Consider the following 20490-nt stretch of genomic DNA (forward strand, 5'->3'; position numbering starts at 1 on the left):
AGTTGCTTGCGCTAGCTGCAGCCATAAACAGAGGGCATAAGGCCTCTCGGCTTGATGACCAGGATGGAGATTCGATCTCTAGCAAAGAAAGGACAGACATATGACGATGCAGAGTCCACAGGACCTTTTTCTCTACAATCTCGGCAGTATGTACGACGTAGAGCAGAAACTGGCTCAGGTACTGCCCGTACTGGCTAATGAATGTCAGAATCCCCAGGTCAAAGATGCTTTCTTACAGCATGAACAGCAGACGCGACAGCATGTGCGCAATATTGAGCAGTGTTTCCAGATTCTTGGCCGTCAGCCGCAGTCGATGGATAATCAGGCAGTTACCGGTCTCAAGCAGGATCACGATACTTTTGTCCAGCAACGCCCCCAGCAGGACGTGCTCACCATGTTTGATCTGAACGCGGGATATCAGAGCGAATTCCTTGAAGTGGCCAACTACAACGCCTTAATTGAGGCTGCTAATAATATGGGGATGCAACAGTGTATTCCATTGCTGCAGCAGAACCTGCAACAGGATCAAGAAGCCGCTAAGAAATTGGGCATACTCATTCATCAGCTCGGACAAAAGAAAGCCTGATACACAAACAGGAGGGGCGGCGCGCTCCTCCTGTACTCTATTCGTTTCATCCATATTCCACATCTCTCATTAAGCATCCCCAAGCTCTATGCCTTCCCCAGCTCAGGCTACTTACTCAAGCCAATGAGGTCATGCGCCTGCGCGCCTCATCCACGGTCATTGGCACATTGAAAATCGGCGAGCCTGGCTGCTGACGACGCCCACCCTCGGCCAGAAAGCCTGAGTCGACTGCGGCATAACCAACCTCCTCAATCAGGCGCGCGACAACTTCTTTGGCCTGCGAGTCATCGCCAGCCAAGAAAAGGACGAGGCGATCCTCATGAGAAGAACGGCCCCCATCTCTTAGCGTCTGAAAGTTCAGCGTATTGAAAGCCTTTACCAGCCGAGCTTCAGGAACGATCTTAGATATCTCCTGACTTGAAGTGCTCGCCCCCAGATTCACTATTTTGCCATTCTCATCAAAAGGATTGATCGCATCGATAACAATTCTATTGGCAAAAAGCTGGGAATTGGGTAGATCATGGCGCCTGGACCAGGGAATAGCCAGCACAACAATATCTCCGAATGTCACAGCCTCCCCCGAGGTCCTCGCCTCAACTCCATGTCCTACTTCCGCGACAACAGGGGCAAGAGCCTGCGGATCTCCCGAATGAGAAACAACTACATGATGGCCTGCCTGGGCAAAGAGCTTTGCAACGGAAGAGCCGATACGGCCAGCCCCAACAATACCTATATTCATATTTCTCTTTCCTCTCTCAACTACTCGAAAAGTACCATACCATTGAAACAACACGCCTCTAAGCACAGAAAAGTTACGTCACACACCTCCACCATTGCCCCTGGCGCCCTAACAATGCTTCAAGGTTGAAACATTCAGCATAAGCTCTGCGTGCTATATGCATAAAACAGCTGCTCCTTGGAGCCAGGAACCATATACCCAAAGGCAGATAAGCAGGCCAAGGGCTTATGAACAAGCAAATGAACAGCTATTCAGCAAAAGAGAGCCATACTATAGAGAGGTGATATAGAGATGTCAAAACTACCACTCATAGAGCCAGATATGAACCTATCGAATATCGTCAATGAATTGACAAGCTTCGATCACGATGCGCTACAGGTACAACCTTATCTCAGAGCAGCGCTGTTGGGCTTTGCCTGCGGCCTACGTTCCCTGAGTCCATTGGCCCTGCTCGATTGGAGCAAAAAGTTCAAGCCAAACCCTTCCACTAAGCTGGAACAAATCCTTAATTCACCGGCGACGCGCATCGCCACAAGCCTGCTGGCTACTGGAGAGCTTGTTGTTGACAAGCTGCCGGGCACACCTAGCCGCCTTAACATCGGGCCGCTCCTTGGTCGCTTGAGTGTAGGTGCCCTGGCAGGCGTAAGTATCTGCCAGCGCTATCGCCAAATGCCCGCGCTCGGCCTATTGCTTGGTGCCGCCGGAGCCTGGGCTGGCTCCTATGCAGGATATTATGCGCGTACCACATTGAGCAAGAATAGCAAGCTGCCGGGCTTTGCCGTAGGGTTGCTGGAGGACGGAGCCGCCTATGGGCTTGGTTTATTAGCCGTGCGCGATAATGATGCCTCCTGAGCCTCCGCAGCATAATTTTCCTATCGGGTTCTCATACAGCCAGGCTCAAACAAGCCGATCTCTTAAAGAAGGAACTCTCATATGGAGGTGCAAGGAGGATATGACCACACGCACAACTGAGGAAATCTTTGAGAACCATTTACAGCCAGGAGAGAAAGAGTCTTCAACAGAAACTGATATTCAGCACATTTCCCAGAGCCTGCCTGATCTAGCAGTCCCTGGGAAATGTGAGAGATCCCTTTGTTTTACTCATCACTTGACAGATTGAGCGCGGGGAAACTTCACCTAGTAAAGCTGTCCCGTTACTACTTCCAAGCCATCGATATCGGGAAGAGCGGGATATGGGCCATGGGGCTCGCTCTGATACCAGTAGGCCACAGAAGCAATGTCATCCTGCAAAGGAAGATAGCGATGCCCATGTCTCCAGCCAAGCGCCTGAATTGTGACGCGCAAATCCTCGCTAAAACGAATGGGGTCCATAATATGCCAGCGGTACATTCCGAAGCGCTGCTGGCTGCGATAGAGGCCATCGGGCTTAATGATCTGGGGCAAACCAAGGAAGGGCGTAGAATAGGTGCCATATTCTCCTTTGGGATGCTCAAAATTCCAGGCGCCGCCAAAATAATCTTCTGTGCCAGTCCCGCAAATAGTTGGGAAATCCTTGTCTCCATCCAGGTAGAATTTGATCTCACCTTCTCCCCACCAGCCGGGGCTATTCACCTGCCAGGCCAGATAGGTACCAACGTAGTGCCCCTGGCCCTTCACATTATCCAGCAAGGTATGTACTTGCTTGTAGGACACGGGATTACTGCGCCGCCACTGAGCATGGAAATAAGCCACATCCTCGGGCACATCTGTCAGCGTATAATCGACTTGATAATAGAGCACGACTTTCTGGTCGCTCAAATTCTCAATGGTCAAACGGGCGCTGCGCCGAAACGGCATCTCCCAGTACGAATTCATCCCTCCAGCCGGATTAACGGCGACGGGCAGCGAGCTGATATTGCAGCGCTCACACCAACCATTGGCAAAGAAATCGCCGTAGGGGCACTCAATAGATGGATGCTCTTCACCATCCCAATAGGCCCGCAGAATCAAGCTGCGCCAATGATCGGGGAAGGTGGTCATCCAGATATGCTGGATGGCGCCCGCCTCCTGGATTTCGGCCAGCGTTACTGTAGTATGAGGAGCAATCTCGATCGAAGGCGACACTTTCCAGCCCTGCCCAAGATCACGCGCGCAACCGGCTCCCGTGCCCTCTGTCGCCATGCCCCCACGTCCCTTTTCGCCAGTAAAATTTTCGGCGCTGATTGAGCGTGTGCGCGCACGAGAAAGGCGCGAAAGATTGCCTAAGCTCATCCCAAGTCCATTGAAACCGTCGTTGTTTGCCATGTATCCATCCTTCTTATGCAACCCACCGGCCAGAAGACCAGCGGCATCTCATCGAACCCGGCCCGATACAATTCAGGCAGCCGCATCACTGCCAAGCCTCTGGCCCGGCCGACAAGAAATCGTTTTCCAAAAAGAATACCTGGTACAACTTCAATACCTCTATGGCAAGAAATTGTTTTCATAAAAAGCTTGCAGCCCACTTATTCTGCGTTCAGTATAGGGAGCGAGCAGATATTTTGTCAAGGACCACAGCAGATTCATGCCTCATTTATTCCAAATAATTATGTTATACATTTTCCATTCCATGCTTTAAGGCAAGCTAGCAGAATGTAGTCTTGAGTCAGCTCCTCTTGACAAGGTGATTAGCGCTTAGGTATTATTCTCGTAATTAGCAGCCAATAAAATGTTTTCACAATCTGAAAAATCGCACACGAACAGCATGAAAACATTTTCACAAGGCAAATGAGCGGCCAGCATCTGGCATAGCTCGCGCTGCAAAGGGTTGAATTACTGGCATGTTCGCTTGATTTTTGTATATTTGCCCCACGGTTCAAGTATCTTTGGCAGCAGGACTTCTTTATTTTAGTAAAGAGCAGAGCTTTGCAGAAAGAGCTTGCAAGCGCAGACAAGGAGAGAAGATATGGATAGCAGCCGTCCTCTGTCAAGCGAGCGAGGAAGCTCCCTATTTTCACGGCGAAAATTTCTCAAGTACACAGGTGCCACTAGCATGGCGGCCCTGAGTACAGGTGGCCTGGCCACAATCATTTCAAGTTGTGGTGGAGGCTCAGGTGCATCTTCCTCGGATTCGCTGAGTTTCTGGCAATTTTACGCGCCTGGTGGCTCTGTAGCGCTACAGAGTCAGTGGTTTGTAGACATGGTTGCGGCCTGGAACAAAGCCAATAAAACCCAGGTGAAGTTGCAATTCATCCCTAATTCTGATTATGTCAATGGCTCGAAACTGCAGACGGCCTTTGCTTCGGGCCAGGGGCCAGACATTTTTATCATCAGCCCTGGCGACTTCTTGCGCTACTATAACGGCGGCGTCCTACAGGACCTGACGCCACACATAGAGAAAGCGGCCCAGGCCGACCTCTATCCAGACGTGATGACCACACGTATCGTCGATGGCAAGATTTATGCCATTCCGATGGAAGTCGAGCCGATGGCCATCTATTATAGCGTAGCCGCCTTCGAGAAGGCCGGTCTTAGCGAAAAAGATATCCCAACGAGCTGGGAACAGCTGCTGGACATTGCCGCCAAACTAAAAACCAATAAGCAATATGGCATTGGCTTTGAGACCACACCCGGTTACTACCAGAACTTCACCTGGTACCCCTTTATGTGGCAGGGCGGTGCCGACGCGGTAGACAAGCAGACAAAGAAAAGCGGCTTTAATTCGCCGGGCGCTATCCAGGCGCTTAAATTCTGGCAGGATGCAGTAAAAAAGGGAGTGGCCCCACGCACGCTGCAGGGCAGCGGCGGAAATGACGTGGTAGCCAACCTGTCCTCGGGCTATTGCGCCATGCTCAATGTCGGTATCTGGGGTGCTGCGGCTTTAAAGGCTAACGCGCCTGACTTCAAGTATGGTGTTTTCAAGCTTCCCACACCTCCGGGAGGGAAATACACCACGGTTGCCGGCGGCTGGGCCTTTGCGGCTAATGCCAAGGGCAAGAATCCCGAAGAGGCAGCTAAGTTCTGCGCCTGGGCGCTGGCTTCAATGAAGCAGGATTCTATTCAGCGCGGCGTAGACTGGATCATCAAAGCCAAATCAGATATGGGTCCACGTAAATCAGTGATGGATGCAGCCTCTCAGCAAGGGGGCTTCAAAGATGGAGCTATGAAAACCTTCCAGGAAGAGGTCTTCCCCGGAGCACGCGGTGAGCCCCGCTATCCACCCGAAATTTATAAAGCCATCTCCGATGCTATTCAAGCCACTATGCTTAATGGCGCAGATCCGGCCCAGCAGGCTGCCACTGCAGCAAAGACTATTGATTCTTTCCTTGCCAGTTACTCAGGAGGAAGCATCTAATCTGCTGATATAGGAGTCAATTCCCGACAGTAGTACTACTGTCGGGGATGCTCTCTAGCGCTAGTTACAACTCTGGAGGTGCCTACCCTATGAGCACTAGTTCCGCAACGCGGAATGCACAGGATATCCAGCAACTACATACCAAGCAACGCTCCAAAAAAGGCCTGGCGCGTGAGCGCCGCGAGTGGATAGCCGCTTATCTATTCCTGGCTCCCGATGCCCTGGGACTCCTCGTCTTCGTCGGCATACCGATGATCTATGCTCTCGCGCTGGGCTTTTTCGATGTAGATGGCTTTGGCAACTTTTCTTTTGCCGGGCTCATGAATTACAGCAAGATGTTTTCCGACCCACAATTTCTTATCAGCTTACGCGTGACGCTTGTATATGTGATTGTGCTGGTTCCGGGCCTCTTCGTTGCCGGTCTGGGCCTGGCACTGCTGGTTAAGCAAAGGATTCCTTTTATCGGCTTGTTTCGCAGCATGTTTTTCATGCCCTATGTCATCAGCCTTGTCGTCGTTGGCTTCGTCTGGAAATTTATGTTAACTGACCAGATCGGCGTCTTTAACCAGTTCCTGACAACCCTGGGCCTTAATAGCCGCTCCTGGCTTGGCGATCCCAATCTGGCACTGGGCACGGTAATCTTTATCAATATCTGGCTGGGTATGGGTTACTATATGATAATCTTTCTGGCCGGACTCCAGGATATTCCTCATGAATATTACGAGGCCGCCTATCTGGACGGGGCAAGCGGCTGGAACGCTTTCCGCTATGTGACCTGGCCACTGCTCAAGCCAACCAGCTTTTTTGTGCTCCTGGTCTCGCTTGTCTCGGCGGTTGCTGGCTCGCAGGGCTTTGATCTGATCTATGTTATGACCCGAGGCGGCCCCGATCAGTCAACCTCGCTAGGCATTTTTTATATCTATCAGCAAGCGTTCCAGTTTGGCCATTATGGCTATGCAGCCGCCATGGCTTCGGCACTGGTCGCGGTCTTGCTTATTGCTACATTGATACTATTCGCCTTGACCAAGGGGGGACGTTTTGAGTTCGATTAACCGAGCTGTATATAAACCTGCATCTCCAGTGCAACCCAGAATAGCAGTTCTGACGATCGTAACGGCCTTACTCGCTATCCTTACAGTTTTTCCGCTGCTCTGGATGCTCACGAGCGCCTTTAAGAGTCCCGCCGAGATTAACACAGCCAATTTGCTCCCAGCGGCTCCTACGCTAGCCAATTTCATCTATGTCTTTACGCAGGTCCCTTTCCTGACCTATATGTTCAATAGCTTCTTAGTGGCCGGGGTGGTCACGCTTGGAGCGCTCCTGTTTCATTCGATGGCGGCCTATGCCCTGGCCTTGCTAAAGTTTCCCGGTCGCGAGGTGATCTTCCTGGCGATCTTCTCGACTTTCCTGGTTTCGCTGCCAGTCATTCTGGTGCCCCTGTTCATCATCGTAAAGACGCTGGGCATGCTCAATTCCTACTCTGGCTTAATTATCCCGGCGCTCTTCAACGCCTTTGGTATCTTTCTCTTGCGCCAGTTTTATCTGACTATTCCTGGCGAGCTTTCCGAAGCTGCAGTTCTCGACGGCTGTAATTATTGGCAAGTGTACTGGCATATCATTCTGCCCCTGAGCAAGCCGATTATGGCGGCATTGGCTGTCTTCTTCTTCCTGGCTAACTGGAATAGCTTCCTCTGGCCCTTGACGATCACTAACGATCCTAACTTATGGATGGTGCAAATAGGCATTGCTAACTTCCAGACCCAATATGCCGCGTCCTGGAACTATATTATGGCTGCGGCGACTGTTGCGGCGTTACCAACGCTTCTCCTGTTTTTCATCTTTCAGCGCCAGCTTGTGGAATCTATCAAATCCGCCGGCTTCAAATAAGCCAGGCAAGCAAAGAGCAATATCGCGCCGGCTCGTGCAGGGAGCCACTCGACGATATTGCTCTAGCTTTTCTTCTTCCCAGCGTCTTTTTGCATCTATGCTCATGTGAGCTTTCGGCATAAAGATATGGCTTACATTTTTTCGCGACGATACCTCTGCGATAGCCCAGGCCCCGCTTGGTCGTTATTTTAAAAGAAATTTCACGGACGGCAAAGCGCTCACGCAAGCGCTTAACATGAACATCCAACGTCCTCTCGTTGCCTTGAAAGTCATAGCCCCAAAGATCTTCCCCAGATAGCTGGCCAGTTGGAATAAAAGCTGGAATTCCTTGAGCGGAAGCCTTAATTGCTCAGCGCCAAGCGTTACCTCATAGGTCTTGCGGTTGGTGGATAATTCACCAAGCTTGATTACTTTTGAGGCATTGATTAGATAGCGCCGCAAGAGAGTATTTACCTTGACTACCAGCTCTTCTCGATCAAAAGGCTTGACCAGGTAATCGTCTGTTTCTAACCGTAGGAATTGTTTATGCTATGATGGCTTTACTATAGCGTTTATTTAGTTTACTATAGCAAAATTAGGGGAGAATCTTCAATGGCTACAACACCGATCTCTTTTCGGCTTGGCGAGGCGGTCATCACACTAATGCAGCTAGGCCTGTTTCAATTGGATGTGGCACAAGAAATGTCAGTTCCTCGCGAAGAGCAGAATGCTGAATATCAAGCTCTCCTATCCCAACCTATTATCGTCCCAATGTGGTGCGTTCATATTCAAACTCACAATACATCAGTGCTTGTAGATGCTTGCATCTATGAATCTTTTCTCGATACATCCTATATACTTCCTGGCTCCGTACCGCCTCCGCCTCTTCTTGAGCAGCTCCGAACGGCTGGTATCGATCCTGAAACGCTTCAACATGTCGTCATTACTCACGCACATTTTGATCACTTTAGCGGCACTACCTTCAATCGAGATGGGAAATGGGTGCCAACGTTTCCACAAGCGCACTATTACCTGGGGAGAAAAGATTGGGAGTCCGCAGAGGTCCAAACAGCTCTCGCTACGCCAACCTCTCTCGAAGCTCATACCCTGGGAGTGCTTGCCCAGCAAGGGCTTTTGCGATTAGTAGATACAGAATACGAGCTGGGACCAGAAGTGCATATCCTTTCTGCTCCCGGAGAAAGCGCTGGTCATCAAGTGGTTAGTTTATCAACAAGCGGGCAAAGTCTCTACTGTTTGGGAGACCTCTACCATCATCCTATCGAAATTTCACATCCAACGTGGATGCCTATCTGGGCGGAACAAGAACAAATGAGGAGAAGCCGTGCGACAATTGCAGAACATATCCTGCAAGATGAGGCTCTTGTCGTTGTTGCACATTTCCCACACATGGGGAGGATCAAATCCACAGAAGGAAGGTACTTCTGGGTTGACGAGCCCCAAAGCTTTCAAGAGTATACCTGAGGTGCGCCTTTGCAATCGGGGAAAGCGCAGGACTGGATTGTGCTAGACGCCAACACACATTGACAGACCAACAACGAGAGGACCTGGACTACAGCAGGGTTCAGGCTCTCCCTCTATGAGACGTTTTTCTATACAGCTAGCTATAAAATGTGCAAATTTTTCAGCATGTAAAACTTAAGAAACCGGTTTCCCAGAATCTTAACATATCCTTAAAATTAACTTAGCAATCCGGGGCTATACTCCTTAACGTAGCAATCCCTAAATAAAGTGTCCATGATCATGCGCTTAATTCTACATAGAGCCCCATATAGAGGGGCTCGCAATGTAGTCTTGCAATCTTCATCTAAGAGGTAATGTATTATATGGCTTCTCGTATCAAGTTTCGTCCTCTATTTGTGCTGCTCATGGCAGTTTTGCTTGCTGCCCTGATAGCCGGTTGCGGCGAGAGCAGCCAGAGCGCAGCCGCGCCGAGCAGCACGCTCACGATCTATTCGAGCGGAGACGTAAATGTTCAGAATCTCTGGAACCACACTTTAATTCCGCAGTTTAAGAAAGTCCATCCAGAGATCAATCTCAAGCTTATTTTTGCCGAGCATGGCGTTAGTGATCAGTCTATTCTGGCCAGGATCAATGCAGCAGTCAATGCCAATAAGGACCCAGGCATTGATCTTATCGATTCGGGCCCGGTAGAGCAGGCAGCCGATGCACATCTGCTGGCTCCTATGACAGCCAAAGATGTGCCAAATATGGCTCATATTGACCCGTCGTTGATACAACAGGTTCATTCTTTTGGCGTCCCTTATCGCGCCTCCTCAGTGGTGCTGGCCTACAACTCCAAGACGGTCGCCAATCCGCCGACAACGCTCAAAGATCTGCTAGCCTGGATCAAGGCTCATCCAGGCAAGTTTACCTACAATACGCCAAACAGCGGCGGTTCGGGGCATGCTTTTGTGGAAGCTATACTCAACTCGCACCTTTCGGCCGACAGCCAGAAGAAATTTGTGGCGAGCTATGATCCCGCGATGGAAAGCCAGTGGGACGCCGGCATGAAAGAGCTGAAGAGCCTCTCGCCTTCCGTCTATCGCCAGGGCTTCTATCCCAATGGAAATGTAGCAGTCCTACAGTTGCTGGCCAATGGCTCTATTGATGTTGCTCCTGTGTGGTCAGATATGGCCCTTAGCTACCTGGCTGAGCATCAATTGCCCGATTCGGTGAAGCTCATCCAGCTCGACCCACCATTTTCTGGAGGGCCTGCCTTCCTTGGCATTCCGCGCACTACGCAACATCTTGCTCAGGTCTATACGCTGGTCAACTGGATACTCAGTGCAGATGTGCAGTCTACCATTATCGATGCCATTAATGGCTATCCCGGCGTGCAATGGTCCTATGTTTCGCAACAGGTACGCGATAAGTATGCCTCGATAGCGCGATCATATGGCACCGGCTTCTCAACAAAGTTCGGGGCAGATGTGAATAAACAATGGCAAACAGAGGTCGCCGGTCAATAAGCAGCAAAAACTTGCCGGCTAAGGAAACGTGGGAATGGCTAGCTCCTGGGCTAGCCATCGCCATGCTTCCATTTATCTCTGCGGCATGACAGGGCACCCTCCGCTGAGATAAATTCCAAACTCACGCCCCGGCCCGAACTAACGGAGTTAGATGTATGCAAAAAAATCGCCTGGTCGCCATGAGCATGGCGCTAATGCCGATTCTTGTTATCGCGATATTTATCGGTATCCCGGCCTTGATGGCTCTAGCCTTCTCGCTTGGCTATACTGACGGTCCTAATTCGATGATCACGCTGATCGCGCAGAACGTTGTCAGAGCTGACCATGGTATTACCTTTCAAGTCTATTCAGATTTGCTCAAGAATCACGCTTTTCAGCAAAGCCTGTGGGTGACGGTTCTGGTGACGCTGTGCTCGGTGTTCCTTATCTTATTGATTGCCTGGGGACTGGCGATCTATATGCGCTTCGCCCATGGCTGGTTCGTCCATATCGTCTCCTCTATCTACCTGGTCCCGCTTTTTATCCCGGTCGTGATCGCCTCATACGCGCTGGTGACCTTCTGGAATGCCAACGGCTATATGAGCGCCATGTTAGTTAAGCTCGGGATTACGCATTTTCCCGGCTTTAGCTATACGCTGGTTGGGATTGTCATCGGCCAGATCTGGGTAAACCTGCCGTTCGCGGTTCTCCTGTTGGCCTCGGGGCTGCAGGCTGTACCCGACGCCTTGATCGAATCGGCGCGCGACGTTGGAGCCTCCACGCTGCGTATCCTGCTTGCGGTGATTTTACCGCTCAATATGCTCCCAACGGTAATTGTTGGCACTTTCACAGGCATTGGCGTCCTTGGTAGCTTCACGATTCCTTACCTTATTGGTCCCACAGCGCCGAATATGCTCGGCGTGACAATGGATCAGTATTACCAATCCTTCAATCAGCCCCAGCAGGCAGAGGCTATGGCGGTGATAGTCTTTATCCTGGCCGCCGGGTTGGGCGCTATTTATATCTGGGCCAATATTCGCAGCGACCGGAAAGCAGGTGCACATCTATGAGTACAGTCAAAATAGATCAGCCCCAGCCGAGCATCTTATTCGGTGGCGCCAGCGGCAGCCGTTTTAAGCTCGGGCAAGCGCTCAGGACGCTCGGATTTACCCTACTTCTTATTGCCCTGGGCATATTTATTCTGGGCCCTTTAGTCATTTTGTGCATCTGGGCCTTTGCTAAGGAATGGTTTTTCCCGGCCCTATTGCCGCAAACCTGGACATTTGACTGGTGGCAGCAGATCTTACTCAATGGTGATATTGGACACTCAATAGCCCTCAGCTTTATCATTGCCCCTATCGTTACTCTGCTCTCGGCCGTAATCTGTTTGCCGGCCGCCTATGCCTTTGCGCGCTACGAGTTTCCCGGGCGGCGCTTCTTTCTGATCTCGCTCTTTGCGACTAACGCCTTCCCCAAAATGGGGCTCTACATTACCATGGCCGGACTGTTATACGCCTTTCAGCTCATGAATACGCTCTGGGGAGTTGTGCTGGTGCAGCTACTCAATACCCTGGTAGTGATGACCTGGATTCCTTCGGCGGCCTTTGCCTCTGTGCCGCGAGCCCTCGAAGAGGCGGCGCGCGATGCCGGAGCAGGTCCCTGGACTACCTTCTGGAAGGTGACCCTACCCATGGCCTTGCCGGGCATTCTTGTGGCCCTGATTCTTGCCTTTCTGACGGCTCTCGATGAGGCGCAAGGTACTTTCCTGGTCGGCGCGCCCGACTATATGACGATGCCCGTCCAGATGTACACGCTTGTCTCGAACTATCCTCAGCAGGCGGCGGCAGTCTTCTCTATCATTCTGAGCATTCCTTCCTGCGTGCTGCTCATCCTGGTCCGACGTTATGTCATCGGCGGCTCTCTGGCAGCAGGTTTCCACATTCGTTAATACTGGAAAGCGAGAACATCCATGGCACAACTCGTGCTCGAAAATATCTCAAAACGCCTTGGCAACAAACTTGTGGTCAATGATCTCAATCTTGAAGTGAGAACAGGTGAGATGGTTTGCTTGCTGGGCGCCTCAGGCTGTGGAAAAACTACCACGCTGCGCATGATTGCTGGCTTCCTGCAGCCCGATACGGGTCGCATCCTGCTTGATGGTGCCCCGATTACAAACCTGCCAGCCGAACGCCGTCCTACGGCGATGGTATTCCAGCAGTATGCGCTCTGGCCCCATATGAACGTCTTTAACAATATAGCCTTTGGCCTGAAATTGCGGAAGTTGTCGAAGGCGACAATCCAGAAACGTGTGCAAGAAGCGTTGGAGCTGGTCAGGCTTGAGGAGTTTACGCGTTCCTACCCGGCGCAGCTCTCGGGTGGGCAACAGCAGCGCGTGGCCCTGGCGCGTGCTATCGTGCTAGAGCCCCAGCTTCTGCTGCTTGACGAACCCTTGAGTAATCTTGATGCTAAGCTACGGGAACAGGTCCGCGAGGAAATTCAGGAGATCCAGCGTCGCGTAGGGATTACGACGATCTTTGTCACGCATGATCAGGACGAAGCAATGTCTATCTCCGATCATGTGGCAGTTCTGGCCGAGGGCCGGCTTGTCCAATATGATCCTCCCGCCCAGCTTTACCGCAAGCCCTTAACCACTTATGTGGCAGGCTTTGTGGGCGCCATGAATCTGCTGCGCGGCTCAATCAGTCGCGAGGGCATTTTGCTCAATGGACAGCTTGTTCCCTGCCAGCACATACCCGTTCGCGTAGAAGGCGAAGTCGATATCGCTGTGCGGCCGGAGGATGTGCGCCTTGTGGAGAACGGGGGCGCGCTGGCCCAGGTTAAGCAGCGCATTCCACGCGGCCACTATCAAGAACTGGTCCTGGAGACGCCAGCCGGGAATCTGCGCTCCTTCATCTCCAATGATATCAGCGTCGAGGCGCAAGTCCGCTATATCTTCCAGCGCGTCCTCGTCTATCAGAACGGCTCGCTGCTACAAGAGGAAAGTTACGCCCAGGCGCACGTCTCCTGAACCACGCCTGCACTAGCTCTAGCCGGGTATCCTGGCCCGGCCTGAGCTTTAAGCAGGGCGCTAAAGCTGCATGGATGCGAGAAACTCTTCGACTTTCTGCCGATCTATCTGCGCCTGCTCGGCATAGGCAAGAATCTCGGTCTTCTGGCGCGTATACATCTGTTCGATAAGCTCGCGCTTGGAGGGATCGATGCCACGGGGAGAAGACTGGCCGATCTCGTAAAGGAAACCTATCAGATCAAGCAGCTTTAATTCGGCGCGCAAGGTCTGGTCTTCCTCAATGGCAAAAGCGCTAAGAATATCGCCCTGGATGGAATCTATCGCCTCACGAACGGCCGCAGTTTTGAAGAAGGGCAAGATATCGCCAATAACTGCCTCGTGCACATCGTGCATCAGGGCCAGCGTGACAAGTCGATCCCGCTTCTCCTGTGGGTAGCCCTGAAACGCCGACCAGTAGAGAGCCAGGAACGCTACGGCTACCGTATGCTGCCCTACATTCCAGGTCCCAAAGCCCGAGACGCTATACACGCGCGGAATATTAAAAATATTCATCAGGAAATCCAGATTGGGATGCTTTGAGACTTCCCCTAGCATGCCTTGCGGGGTAAAGATATGCTCATAGTCGATATGTTCGCTCATAGCTCTGCTCCATAGTTAAAATTTACAAAAGATAGTATACTTATATTCTTAGCGGACTACACTTTTCTGGCATAGAGGAAAGCAGCCAGCCACCTTGGAAGCGAGCGCTGTGCCTGGATGTCTTCTTACTTTTATGATATGATATAAGGTATCAATAATACAAATAAGTCGATATGAAGCTCTATGCCAGATAAAGCTTGCATCTGTGAGGTCAGGCAAATTTTCTATCCTCTTATGCAATGAGAAGTGCCTTAGTATAAGTAGCTGTATAATCTAAGTATTATCCTCAATCGCTCACCTGTGCATTACAGTGATAGGGGAAATTTCCAGAGGTAGCCACGACAAGCGGGTTTCAGATCCCGTGGCTAGCAAAGCTGAACCTCGCACATTTTTAGCAAATTTATAAATTCACAATAAAGCCAGAAGGGATGCGAAATATCAGTGATAGCGGATAAAATTCGGGCAGCATTTGATGAAACCAGCCAGCGGCGTACACGTCCAAGGCGCCTGATTGCCGAGCGCCTGATAGAGCTCGCAGCAAGTGGGGCTGATTTTACTGTTGACGATCTCTGGCAAGAGCTAAGGCAGGAAGAGCCCCGGCTGGGGCGCGCCACTGTTTACCGTTCGGTCGAGATGCTGGTGAATATGAACTTGCTGGATCGCATCGAGTTCGCCGATGGCACGCACCACTATCGTGTTTGCGGAGGTAGCCACCATCACCATTTAACCTGCACACGCTGCCATCGCGTTGTAGAAGTCGATGCTTGCTTGCCAGCTGATCAGTTTAGCGCCATTGCCAGAAAAACCGATTTCTCGATTGAAGGCCACTCTCTCACCCTCTTTGGACGCTGCTCGGAGTGCCGCGAACACTAAGGCAGGCTGGCCAGAAGATAAGGCCGAACCGAAGCATCTCGCAAGCCAGGGGCAAAGAGCTCCTGGCCCTGGCGTCCCTGCGGGCCAACTATGAGGCCTGGGTATTCCCCGTAGATATCCCATTATCCGCTGCCAGCATTTCCCGGGCTACATAGAAGTTCTACACAAAGCGCGTCACAAGAAAGATAAAAGCAGCCCCCACCACAGTTAAGAGCACGGTCAGGGCCGAACTCTTTTCGCTATGGGCCTGCGGCAAAATATCGCTTGCCCCGATATACAACAGAAAACCTGCGAAAAAGCCGAGGTACAGCACCAGCAGCGAATCAGGGATCGTAAAGAACAGTGTAGAGATCGCCCCCAGCGTTGGCGTAATAGCATCCAGCAGGAGCAAGAAAAAGGCTCTGCGGGACGTGTTTTTATTGACAATCATAAGCGTTACGGTATTGAGGCCATCAGAGAAATCATGCGCAATGACCGCAATTGCTACCATAATGCCAGTCGCGGTATTAACCTGAAACCCGAGACCGATGCCTACACCATCCAGGAAACTATGACAGGACAAAGCTATAGCTGAGATTAGCCCGACTAAGGGATGCGAATGCACGGCATAATTATTCTCATGTGAGAAATGAATCAGCGTTGTCTTCTCGACTATATGAAATACCAGGAAACCAAGCATGAGCGCAAGCATAGGTCCGGTAATATCCAGTTGTAACTTGCTCACAAGCTGGAAAATCTCGGGCAGCAAATCAAAGACCACGACTCCCACCAGGACACCCGCAGTAAAACCCATAAGCACATACAGATATGTGCGATAGCGTATTCCTGCCAGGCCTCCCAGTAGCGTCGAGAAGAAAGTTACCATCGCCAGGAGGATCGCGCTCATAGCAACACACCTCTCCTTCCCTCGCGAATCAAGAGCTGCGATAAGCAATTTTGTACGGGGCGCAAGAGGTCATGCAGATAGAAGGTTCCCTCTCAACAAAGCCGTCTGCCCCATCCCGCCCACTTGTACACCGGTCAATCGCGTCTGGACCACTGTTCATACTCTATAAACACACCTCCATCAACAACGAAAAGCATAGGCAGAGTGATGATCCTATCATCTACTTGAATCTTCAAGCGATAGATTGCCAGATCTGTACTATTTCTCCCTGTATAGCCAACGCGGCGCGCCATGCCACAAACACGATCAGGTTCATCTACAGTCGTAATCGGGATCTTTCCTAATGTATGCTTAGCAGTAATGCGTCCAATACCCCCCAGGGGCGCGTAAATACGGCGAACTAACTCAGCTTGCTCCATTTACCATCTCCGTTAAGAAGCGAAGAATTTTAGCGTTTCTCATGAATCCTATCTCTCTGATTACACGAGTTTAACGTAGAAAGTGGATACAATAATAGTACCATAGGTTATCTCAGAGCGAGCTACTTTTTCTATTTTTTTCTCAAGAAAGTAGATTTTTTCCGCACATAAGTATTTACGCACAAAAAGCGTCGGCCAATAGCTCCTGGGCCGCCGCAATCACCGCATCCACAGGGACTTCTTGGACCATCGAGGACTCATGAGCGCAGTGCGCGTGAGCATAATTACAGCCGCAGACAGGACAGAGCAATTGCCAGGAGATAAATGGATAATGGCGCCTGCGCGTCAAAACGCTGGCGTTGATCATATTGAAGCACCAGTAGATGCCCACAGTTGCCGTGCCTACGGCGGCAGCCAGGTGCAGGGGTCCCGTATCGTTAGCCACAACAAGACGACAGCGCGAGAGCAAGCCTGCCAGGCCACCTAGCGAAAGCTGCCCGCTGAGATCCTGGACCCGTGTATGCATGGTATTGCGTACAGCCGCCGCGAGCTCTCTCTCATCGGCAGTTCCGGTGATAACGACCTGGACGCCTGCAGCGCTCAACGCGTCTCCTACCGCAGCAAACTTCTCAATAGGCCAGCGCCGCCGAGGATCACTGGCGCCAGGATGAAGCGCTACCAGCGACTTTCGGCCTTCTGCTAGTACACGATTTGACTCGGCCATATCTTGCGCATTCAAGGTGATATGCGGCTCAAATCCGACCGTGTTGGCCCCCACAAGCGAAACCACCTCCAGGTAGCGTATAACTTCATGCTGGAAATATACATAGGGCAGCCAGCGATCGAGCGGCTCTGCATCTGGCGTCTTCAAGCCTACGGTCATTCTAGCGCCTAAACGCAGTGTGAAGGGATTGGAATAGTGGCCGCCCCCATGAAGTTGTAGGGCCAGATCAAAATGCTCGCGGGCCATCTCGCTAAAAAAGCTCTCTAAGACTAGCGGGTCCTCCTCACCCTCGGCCTCCGTACTGACTCCCCGGCAAGGAGGAATCACCTGAACGCGCTGCACAGGCCCTGATCTCCCATGCAGGAAAGCCGCATGCCAATCTTTGGCCAATAATACGATCTCCGCGTGAGGATATGCCTGCCGCAAAGCCTCTAAGGCCGGCAGCACAAATATAAAGTCGCCAAGGGCATTGGCGCGCACAACAGCTATTTTAGAAACATCAGGCACGAAGCCAGATATCACTTGCTTTTTCCCTATATTACGTTGCTCACTCATGCTCTTTTCCTCTACGAGCTCCTCTTTACTCGACAAAACAGTGACTGCTCTCTAAATTTCCCACGAATGGAGCCCGGCCAATGAGTCATGTATTTCTCTCTTGAACTCCTGCAATCCTGCTGACTACCGACACTGCTGAGCGCGCTCCACATCCTCGCCTGCTTGTTGCAACAAGCTCTCTATTCCAGGCCAGATACTATTTGGGGGAGAACGCAGCCAAAAGCATAAGAGTAGGGATGTCCCAGGATATCCCTACTCTTATTTCTAAAGATGCTTATTTAGCTCTAACACATGTAACAAATGCCAGAATGCCTGTAAGCGAGGATCATCTGCCAGAGAATAATAGACAGACGAGCCTTTTTTGTGCGAGCGTACAAGGCGCTCTTTCGAAAGAACTCGCATATGCTCAGACGTCGCCGAAAGCGAGAGAGGAAGTTGCTGAGCAATATCGCTAGTAGAAAGTCCATAGGGAAAACGGGCAGATTCTTTTTTTACATAAGCAAGCAATTCCAGAATAGCCCGACGCGTAGGATGCCCTGTGATAGCCAGGAAGCGTTCAATGGCTCGGTCAGCTTGCTCTGAGCGTAAAAGAAATCCATATTTACCTCCCTTACGTTCTAACTCTTTTACAGTTCTCACCTCCAATCAGATGAAATAGAGCTGTAGAAAGAGCCCCTACACTTCAGGCATTCAATCTATCCCAAGGCGAGATCTTTTCATTGCAAGCTAGAGCATTCATTCACCTCATACATAAAACAGACAAGTAACGAATAGAATTTCTGCAGTTAATATAGATGAAGCCACTGGCCCATATACACTTCAGGTTATCCAGTGATAATACGTAGAACTAGCCAAAAAAGAGTCAAAGCCAGGCGAGCTCGCCTATACGTCTGCCCCACAGCGATACCGCCTGAACCCTCGTCTGGCATGCCTTAAGACTCAATGCGAGGCTACGGTTTTCACCGAAAATATTGCTCTAAATGGCAACGGCTGGTATAGTGATTCTAAAGGACTAACTGCCACATTGGCAAAGGAGGAGAAAGTAAGAAGTCAGGAAAGATCATCCTGGCCTATCATCAAAAGGAGCAATACATCTTTGGCCTGGGTTTCTCATACGTAGAGCCGAACAGGTCGGGGAACCAGAAATCGCATCTACGTATCAGGAAGTTATGGTAACAGATAAGGCCGGCAATATTCGCTATCAGAACAGCGATGTACAGATAGAAGAAAGGATCATTTCCTGGCGAGCCCATAGCATCCAGGCAGGGCTCATACAAGTAACCATCGCCTCCTCATGCGCAGACTCTCTATATGCAGCTTTAGCCAGTCCTCCCTATCTTTCTCCTCTTTTCCGTGCAGGGCAATACTATCTTTAACCATCAGGAGATATATTGTGACACAGGAACAGGAAGAACTGATGCATAATGGCACTCACAAATCACAACCACTGGTCCCTCTGCAGATAGATCGATCGTTGCCTTTCCCTTGCTCTCGCATCTCTACCGGGGTTTCCGGCTTAGACGAAATCCTGCATGGTGGCCTGATACCAGCACGCACCTATCTTTTGCGCGGTGGCCCTGGTTGTGGTAAGACGACCCTTGGACTCCAGTTCCTGCTTGCCGGAACTGCCAACGATGAGCGCTGCCTGTTCATTACGCTTGGAGAGAACGAGAAAACCTTGCGGCAGAATGCTGCAGCGCTCGGACTCGATCTCGCGCATGTCGCATTTCTCGATCTATCACCGGAAATCGATTTTTTCACCAAAAATCAGAGCTACGATATCTTCTCCTCTGCAGACGTAGAGCGAGACCCCCTTACGCGCCATATCGTCACTACTGTAGAACATCTGCAGCCGCAGCGCGTCTTTCTTGACGCGATGACACAGTTGCGCTATCTGGCCTCAGATGCATTCCAGTTTCGTAAACAGACCCTCTCGTTCCTGCGCTTCCTGATAGAGCAAGGAGCGACAGTACTCTTCACCTCCGAGATGAGTGAACAGCTTCCAGATGAAGATCTACAATTCATTAGTGACGGAGTGATCTTACTAGAGAATAGAAATAGAACACGCTGCCTTCAGGTAAGCAAATTCCGCGGCTCCGATTTTTCCATCGGACCTCACTCCCTTCGCCTGACCTCCCATGGCATGGAAGTCTTTCCACGCCTGCTGCCTGACGAGCATCACACAAGCTTCGCCAAAGAGACGCTTTCTTCTGGCATTCCCGCCCTGGATGAGTTGTTACACGGGGGCATAGAGCGGGGAACCATAAATTTGCTAACCGGCCCAACTGGTGTGGGGAAAACTACCCTCGGCCTGCAATTTATGAAAGAGGCTGCCGGACGTGGGGAGCGCTCGGTCGTATTTGCTTTTGAGGAATGGCAGGAAACCATGCTCCAGCGCTGCGAAGCTGTCAATATTCCTGTGCGTGCTATGTTAAAGCGCGGTACCCTCTCCCTCAAAAAAATTGAACCTTTATACTACACACCCGATGAATTTGCGCAGCAGGTGCGCCAGGAGGTAGAACGACACCAGGCGCGCATAGTCATGCTCGATAGCATTGCTGGCTATCGGCTCTCCTTAAGTAGTGAAGATCTAACTATGCATCTTCATGCATTATGTAAATATCTGCAGAATATGGGAGTAGCAGTCCTGCTTATCAATGAGGTCGAAATGATCACTGGCGATTTTCGCGCCACTGAGATAGGCGTAAGCTACCTGGCCGATAACATCATTTTCCTACGGTACCTCGAAGTACAGGGCGCATTGCGTCGTACCATTGGAGTGCTCAAGAAGCGCCTTACCAGTTTTGAGTCAACTATGCGTGAAATTGAATTAACGCGTTACGGCATTAGCGTAGGCAAGCCCCTAACTGGGCTACAAGGCATTCTAACGGGTCATCTGCAGATTATTACCCCCGACAAAGAGGAACAATAAA

General features: G+C 51.0%; 20 protein-coding genes and 1 pseudogene. 13 read left to right on the forward strand and 8 right to left on the reverse strand.

Annotation, left to right across the window (positions count from 1 at the left end; translation table 11 throughout):
- Positions 1–100: 100 nt before the first annotated feature.
- A complete protein-coding gene (locus EPA93_RS22990; RefSeq protein WP_129889747.1) occupies positions 101–586 on the forward strand; it encodes a YciE/YciF ferroxidase family protein in 486 nt (161 codons plus the stop codon).
- Between the two features lie 115 nt (positions 587–701).
- On the opposite strand, the gene EPA93_RS22995 is transcribed toward EPA93_RS22990, so the two are convergent.
- Positions 702–1391: an NADPH-dependent F420 reductase gene (locus EPA93_RS22995; RefSeq protein WP_340689242.1), complete on the reverse strand. Its 690-nt coding sequence runs from the start codon at positions 1389–1391 to the stop codon at positions 702–704.
- Between the two features lie 225 nt (positions 1392–1616).
- On the opposite strand from EPA93_RS22995, the gene EPA93_RS23000 reads away from it, so the two are divergent.
- The gene (locus EPA93_RS23000) at positions 1617–2177 is read left to right on the forward strand and encodes a DUF4126 family protein (RefSeq protein WP_129889749.1); all 561 of its coding nucleotides are present in this window, start codon (positions 1617–1619) and stop codon (positions 2175–2177) included.
- Between the two features lie 285 nt (positions 2178–2462).
- Here EPA93_RS23000 and EPA93_RS23005 read toward each other — a convergent pair whose 3' ends face one another.
- Entirely contained in the window at positions 2463–3569 is a 1107-nt protein-coding gene (locus tag EPA93_RS23005; protein WP_129889750.1) for a glycoside hydrolase family 172 protein, read from the reverse strand.
- Positions 3570–4209: 640 nt separating this feature from the next.
- On the opposite strand from EPA93_RS23005, the gene EPA93_RS23010 reads away from it, so the two are divergent.
- The 3 genes from EPA93_RS23010 to EPA93_RS23020 all read left to right on the forward strand — a co-directional run bounded on the left by EPA93_RS23010 (position 4210) and on the right by EPA93_RS23020 (position 7485).
- Entirely contained in the window at positions 4210–5598 is a 1389-nt protein-coding gene (locus EPA93_RS23010) for an ABC transporter substrate-binding protein (protein ID WP_165423337.1), read from the forward strand.
- Positions 5599–5687: 89 nt separating this feature from the next.
- Positions 5688–6650 carry a carbohydrate ABC transporter permease gene (locus EPA93_RS23015; RefSeq protein WP_129889751.1) on the forward strand — a complete coding sequence of 321 codons (963 nt, stop codon included), beginning with the start codon at positions 5688–5690 and terminating at the stop codon, positions 6648–6650.
- Positions 6651–6753: 103 nt separating this feature from the next.
- The gene (locus tag EPA93_RS23020) at positions 6754–7485 is read left to right on the forward strand and encodes a carbohydrate ABC transporter permease (protein ID WP_129894627.1); all 732 of its coding nucleotides are present in this window, start codon (positions 6754–6756) and stop codon (positions 7483–7485) included.
- Positions 7486–7642: 157 nt separating this feature from the next.
- Here the strand turns inward: EPA93_RS23020 and EPA93_RS49915 are convergent.
- Positions 7643–7995: pseudogene (locus tag EPA93_RS49915) on the reverse strand (response regulator transcription factor); the annotation flags it as partial.
- Positions 7996–8076: 81 nt separating this feature from the next.
- On the opposite strand from EPA93_RS49915, the gene EPA93_RS23030 reads away from it, so the two are divergent.
- The 5 genes from EPA93_RS23030 (at position 8077) to EPA93_RS23050 (ending at position 13461) form a co-directional block, all read left to right on the forward strand.
- Positions 8077–8946 (forward strand): MBL fold metallo-hydrolase, encoded by an 870-nt coding sequence (locus EPA93_RS23030; RefSeq protein ID WP_129889752.1) that lies wholly within the window; start codon positions 8077–8079, stop codon positions 8944–8946.
- A gap of 362 nt (positions 8947–9308) precedes the next feature.
- Complete coding sequence (locus EPA93_RS23035) at positions 9309–10454, forward strand: extracellular solute-binding protein (RefSeq protein WP_165423338.1); 1146 nt, start codon at positions 9309–9311, stop codon at positions 10452–10454.
- Positions 10455–10609: 155 nt separating this feature from the next.
- Positions 10610–11503 (forward strand): ABC transporter permease, encoded by an 894-nt coding sequence (locus EPA93_RS23040; protein ID WP_129889754.1) that lies wholly within the window; start codon positions 10610–10612, stop codon positions 11501–11503.
- Positions 11500–12381, forward strand: coding sequence for an ABC transporter permease (locus EPA93_RS23045; protein ID WP_129889755.1), 882 nt, complete (start codon positions 11500–11502; stop codon positions 12379–12381). The genes EPA93_RS23040 and EPA93_RS23045 overlap by 4 nt, the downstream gene beginning before the upstream one ends.
- Before the next feature lie 21 nt (positions 12382–12402).
- The gene (locus EPA93_RS23050) at positions 12403–13461 is read left to right on the forward strand and encodes an ABC transporter ATP-binding protein (RefSeq protein ID WP_129889756.1); all 1059 of its coding nucleotides are present in this window, start codon (positions 12403–12405) and stop codon (positions 13459–13461) included.
- A 60-nt stretch (positions 13462–13521) separates the two neighbouring features.
- Here EPA93_RS23050 and EPA93_RS23055 read toward each other — a convergent pair whose 3' ends face one another.
- Positions 13522–14100: an HD domain-containing protein gene (locus tag EPA93_RS23055; RefSeq protein WP_129889757.1), complete on the reverse strand. Its 579-nt coding sequence runs from the start codon at positions 14098–14100 to the stop codon at positions 13522–13524.
- Positions 14101–14541: 441 nt separating this feature from the next.
- Here EPA93_RS23055 and EPA93_RS23060 point away from each other — a divergent pair, with 441 nt between their 5' ends.
- Positions 14542–14973, forward strand: coding sequence for a Fur family transcriptional regulator (locus tag EPA93_RS23060; protein ID WP_129889758.1), 432 nt, complete (start codon positions 14542–14544; stop codon positions 14971–14973).
- Positions 14974–15133: 160 nt separating this feature from the next.
- Here the strand turns inward: EPA93_RS23060 and EPA93_RS23065 are convergent, their stop codons facing one another.
- The 4 genes from EPA93_RS23065 to EPA93_RS23080 form a co-directional block, all read right to left on the reverse strand.
- Positions 15134–15859 carry a ZIP family metal transporter gene (locus EPA93_RS23065; RefSeq protein WP_207229634.1) on the reverse strand — a complete coding sequence of 242 codons (726 nt, stop codon included), beginning with the start codon at positions 15857–15859 and terminating at the stop codon, positions 15134–15136.
- A 134-nt stretch (positions 15860–15993) separates the two neighbouring features.
- Positions 15994–16278, reverse strand: a complete 285-nt coding sequence (locus EPA93_RS23070) for a hypothetical protein (protein WP_129889759.1) — start codon at positions 16276–16278, stop codon at positions 15994–15996.
- Positions 16279–16453: 175 nt separating this feature from the next.
- Positions 16454–17557: a glycosyltransferase family 9 protein gene (locus EPA93_RS23075; RefSeq protein WP_129889760.1), complete on the reverse strand. Its 1104-nt coding sequence runs from the start codon at positions 17555–17557 to the stop codon at positions 16454–16456.
- Between the two features lie 264 nt (positions 17558–17821).
- Positions 17822–18196 (reverse strand): ArsR/SmtB family transcription factor, encoded by a 375-nt coding sequence (locus EPA93_RS23080; RefSeq protein ID WP_165423339.1) that lies wholly within the window; start codon positions 18194–18196, stop codon positions 17822–17824.
- Positions 18197–18726: 530 nt separating this feature from the next.
- Between EPA93_RS23080 and EPA93_RS23085 the strand changes: the two genes are divergently transcribed.
- Both EPA93_RS23085 and EPA93_RS23090 read left to right on the forward strand, forming a co-directional pair.
- Entirely contained in the window at positions 18727–18933 is a 207-nt protein-coding gene (locus EPA93_RS23085) for a hypothetical protein (RefSeq protein ID WP_129889762.1), read from the forward strand.
- 17 nt (positions 18934–18950) lie between these two features.
- The gene (locus EPA93_RS23090) at positions 18951–20489 is read left to right on the forward strand and encodes an ATPase domain-containing protein (RefSeq protein ID WP_207229635.1); all 1539 of its coding nucleotides are present in this window, start codon (positions 18951–18953) and stop codon (positions 20487–20489) included.
- Position 20490: the final 1 nt, after the last annotated feature.

This window comes from Ktedonosporobacter rubrisoli (assembly GCF_004208415.1).
Taxonomy (GTDB): Bacteria; Chloroflexota; Ktedonobacteria; order Ktedonobacterales; family Ktedonobacteraceae; genus Ktedonosporobacter; species Ktedonosporobacter rubrisoli.